We start from the raw sequence: 3,727 nt of genomic DNA on the forward strand, positions 1-3,727 counted from the left end.
CGCGCTGCAGGGCCAGGGCCTGACCAGCGAGTGGTACTACACCACCTCCACCGACCCGCAGGACCGCCGCGTGTCGATGGGCGGCACGCAACCCGACACGGGCCGCAACGTGAACGGCCTCAAGAACGCGGTCAGCCTGCTGGTGGAGACGCGCGGCGTGGGCATCGGGCGGCTGGACATCCAGCGCCGCGTGCATGCCCAGGTGACCGCGCTGTCCAGCGCGCTGCGCAGCACGGCCGAGCGGGCCGGCAACCTGGAGCAGGTGCGTTCGTTCGTGGTGCGCGACACCGCGGCGCAGGCCTGCCGCGGCCAGGTCGCCATCGAGGCGGGGCCGACCGCCACGCAGCGCGACCTCGTCATGCTCGACCCCGCGACGGGCGCGGACCGCACCGTGCGCGTGGACTGGAATTCGTCGCTCGAATTGCGCACCGTCGCCTCGCGCCCCCGCCCTTGCGGCTACTGGCTCTCGCCTACGGCGGGCCAGGCGGCCGAGCGGCTCAAGCTGCTCGGGCTGCAGGTCATGCGCGTGGCCGAGCCGGGTTCGCTCCTGAGCGACAGCTACCAGGAAACCGGCCGCGAGGAAGGCGTTCGCCAGGACGTGCGCGGCGCCATCGCCGGCCAGCAGGACATCACCCGCGTGCGCGTGACCACCGTGCGAACCGCCATCGACGTGCCCGAAGGCAGCTACTACGTGCCGCTGAACCAACCCCTTGCCAACCTGGCCGTCGCCGCGCTGGAGCCCGACACGCAGAACAGCTACTTCGCCAACCACCTGATCCCGGCGCTGGGCGACACGGCCCGGGTCATGGCCACGCCGTCGCTGGTGTTCGAAGAGGCCGACTGAAGCCGGGGCAAGACAGGCACGGGGCCAGCGCCACGGCGCCGGCCAGCCTGCAGACGACCTGACGACCTGACGGACAGACGGGCAGACGGAAAGACGGGATGAGGCGCGCCAAGGCCCCTGCAGATTGCTACAAAAATAGTAGCAATATGCCCTAGTCAATCATGCCGTGGAGCCCGATTCGGCTCAAACCGAAGCGTGCCGCTCCTCCAGCGCGCCCGGCGCCGTCGCCTCGGCCTGGCGCTCGCCGGCGCGGCCCAGCACATGCGTGGTCATCGCCGCGGCCAGCGCCTCCTCGCCGAGGAACACCTTGGCCACGCCCTCTTCCTGCTCCAGCAGCCGGGCCTCGGCCTCGTTGTGGCTGCGGACCACGGTTTCGATCTCCGGGTTGAGCGTGCGAGCCGTCGCGATGATCTGGCGCACGTCCAGCGTGTTCGGCGTGGCGATCACCAGCATGTGCGCCCGGGCGATGTGCGCCTGGATCAGCACGGCCGGCTCCACCGCGTCGCCGTAGACCGCCGCCATGCCGCCGTTGCGCAGCATCTCCACCAGGTCGCGGTTCTGCTCGGCCACGACGAAGGGAATGTCGCTCTCCGACAGCGCCGCCGCGATGCGCCGCCCCACGCGGCCGTAGCCGACCAGCACCACCTGGCGCGCGAGGTACCGGCGGTGCGTGCTCAGGGGTAGCTCCGCCAGCGGGTCGTCGCGCTGCTCCAGCCGGCGCGCCAGGGCCGAGCGGGCGCGCAGCCACTCCTGCAGCGGGGCGATGGCATGGAACAGCAGCGGGTTGACCGCGATCGAGATGAGCGCACCGGCCAGCACCAGGCTGGCCCCTTCCGGCGGCAGCAGCCCCAGCGACGCGCCCAGGCCCACCAGGATGAAAGAGAACTCGCCGATCTGCGCCAGGCTGGCCGACACGGTGAGCGCCGTGTTCAGCGGGTAGCGGAAGGCCAGCACCAGTGCGGCCGCCGCGAGCGTCTTGCCCAGGATGATGATGGCCACCACGGCCAGCACCTGGAAGGGGCGCTCCACCAGCACCCAGGGGTTGAACAGCATGCCCACGGAAACGAAGAACAGCACCGCGAACGCATCGCGCAGCGGCAGCGACTCCTGGGCGGCGCGGTGGCTGAACTCCGACTCGCGCATCACCATGCCGGCGAAGAACGCCCCCAGCGCGAACGACACGCCGAAGAGTGCGGCGGAGCCGAAGGCGATGCCCACCGCCGCCGCCACCACGCACAGCGTGAACAGCTCGCGCGAGCCGGTGCGCGCCACCTGCCAGAGGATCCAAGGGAAAACCCGCCGCCCCACCACCAGCATCAGCGCGACGAAGCCGCCCACCTGCGCGATGGTCCAGCCCAACGCCTTCCACAGCTCGCCCGTGCTGCCCGCACCGGCGGTGCCGTTCAGCCACTGCGCCAGCGGCGGCAGCAGCACCAGGACCAGCACCATGGCCAGGTCCTCCACCACCAGCCAGCCGACGGCAATGCGGCCGGTGTACGAATCCAGGATGCCCAGCGTCTCCAGCGCCCGCAAGAGCACCACGGTGCTGGCCACCGACAGCGCCAGGCCGAACACCAGCGCCCCACCCAGGCCCCAGCCCCACCACAGCGCCAGGCCCATGCCCAGCAGCGTGGCCACCGCCATCTGCACCAGCGCCCCGGGCACGGCGATCTTGCGCACCGCCAGCAGGTCGCCCAGCGAAAAATGCAGCCCCACGCCAAACATCAGCAGCATCACCCCGATCTCCGCCAGCTGGCTGGCCATTTCGCCATCGGCCACGAACCCCGGCGTGAAGGGGCCGATCACCACCCCCGCGAGCAGATAGCCCACCAGGGCCGGCAGGCGGATCCGGGTCGCGATGAAGCCCAGCACGAGCGCCAGGCCCAGCGCCGCGGCAATGGTGTTGATGAGTGAGAGGCTGTGCGGCATGGGGTGATGGGGGAGCGGGCGCACCCGATGGGCGCCTGCCCTTGCGTTATACCCGCAAGCCCCCGGTTGCCGCAAAACGCCAGGGGCCAAAAAGACCGGGGAGGCCCCGGCAGGCAGGTATCATTCACGCCTCGCACGGACCCGCCTGCCATCGTCCCGATGTGCCACACGGCGTCCAGTCCATGCTGCAGGGCCTGCAGGCCCCGCGTCTTTTTCTTTTTCCGTCTGCCCGTAGCTCAACCGGATAGAGCAATTGCCTTCTAAGCAATAGGTCGGGGGTTCGAGTCCCTCCGGGCAGGCCATCCATAACCAGTGAAAACCGCTTTCCGGCAGTAGCGTCAGGGAAGAATCAACCACCCGCTACACGCGAATCGCGCTTGCGTTGTCGCCCCCCTGGCTTCAGCCTTGGGCCTGGGTTTCGAAGCGGCAGCTGTCGCCGTATTGGTATTCGGATGCGGCAGAGCGGAAGGCCTGCTGGCCGTCTCCGTCGATGGCGCCATCGCCTTGTTGCCACTGGAGGCCGAAGCCGCCGAATTCCCCCATCTGGGCGGAGGGGACGCTTTCGCCGAAACGCAGCGGCGAGGGAACAGCCGGGTTGGAAAACATGGGGAAACCCTCCAAAAACAGACCCGTCGTCTGGGGCTGCCATTGGGCGCCCGCACCGCAGAGCGGTGCGTCGGAAGGCCGGGCCGGCCGGCGTAGGCGCAATCCGACACCACCCGCGCCCCGCCCCCTCCTCCGCCGGCTGGCGGATCAAAGGCGGATCAAAGGCGGATCACGGTCCGGTGGCCGGGCGGAATGCGGCGGACGGGCTACTGCGGCGGGGCCTGCCGTGCCGGCGCATCCGGCAATGCGGCGCGGCGCGATTCCAGCCGTTCGACCAGTTGGGCGGCCAGGAACTGCAGCATCTCCACCTGCCGGGCCTCCAGCTCACGCGGCACCCGGTCGATCACG

The 3,727-nt window shown here is 70.2% G+C and carries 2 protein-coding genes, 1 tRNA gene and 1 pseudogene; 2 read left to right on the forward strand and 2 right to left on the reverse strand.

Going from position 1 to position 3,727, the window contains the following annotated elements:
* Positions 1–844, forward strand: a pseudogene (locus AC27IO_RS21755) (peptidase M14); the annotation flags it as partial.
* A 183-nt stretch (positions 845–1,027) separates the two neighbouring features.
* On the opposite strand, the gene AC27IO_RS21760 reads toward AC27IO_RS21755, so the two are convergent.
* Positions 1,028–2,773, reverse strand: coding sequence for a cation:proton antiporter domain-containing protein (locus AC27IO_RS21760; protein ID WP_498740714.1), 1,746 nt, complete (start codon positions 2,771–2,773; stop codon positions 1,028–1,030).
* 225 nt (positions 2,774–2,998) lie between these two features.
* Between AC27IO_RS21760 and AC27IO_RS21765 the strand changes: the two genes are divergently transcribed.
* Positions 2,999–3,075, forward strand: a tRNA-Arg gene (locus AC27IO_RS21765).
* Positions 3,076–3,172: 97 nt separating this feature from the next.
* Here the strand turns inward: AC27IO_RS21765 and AC27IO_RS21770 are convergent.
* A complete protein-coding gene (locus AC27IO_RS21770; protein ID WP_272568429.1) occupies positions 3,173–3,379 on the reverse strand; it encodes a hypothetical protein in 207 nt (68 codons plus the stop codon).
* Positions 3,380–3,727 lie beyond the last annotated feature (348 nt).

It is taken from the genome of Acidovorax sp. KNOB132, assembly GCF_057541515.1.

What these genes read in the sequence shown, in the direction of transcription:
- AC27IO_RS21770 (WP_272568429.1), bottom strand. Translation starts at nt 3,379, where the DNA reads ATGTTTTCCAACCCGGCTGTTCCCTCGCCGCTGCGTTTCGGCGAAAGC.
- AC27IO_RS21760 (WP_498740714.1), bottom strand. Translation starts at nt 2,773, where the DNA reads ATGCCGCACAGCCTCTCACTCATCAACACCATTGCCGCGGCGCTGGGC.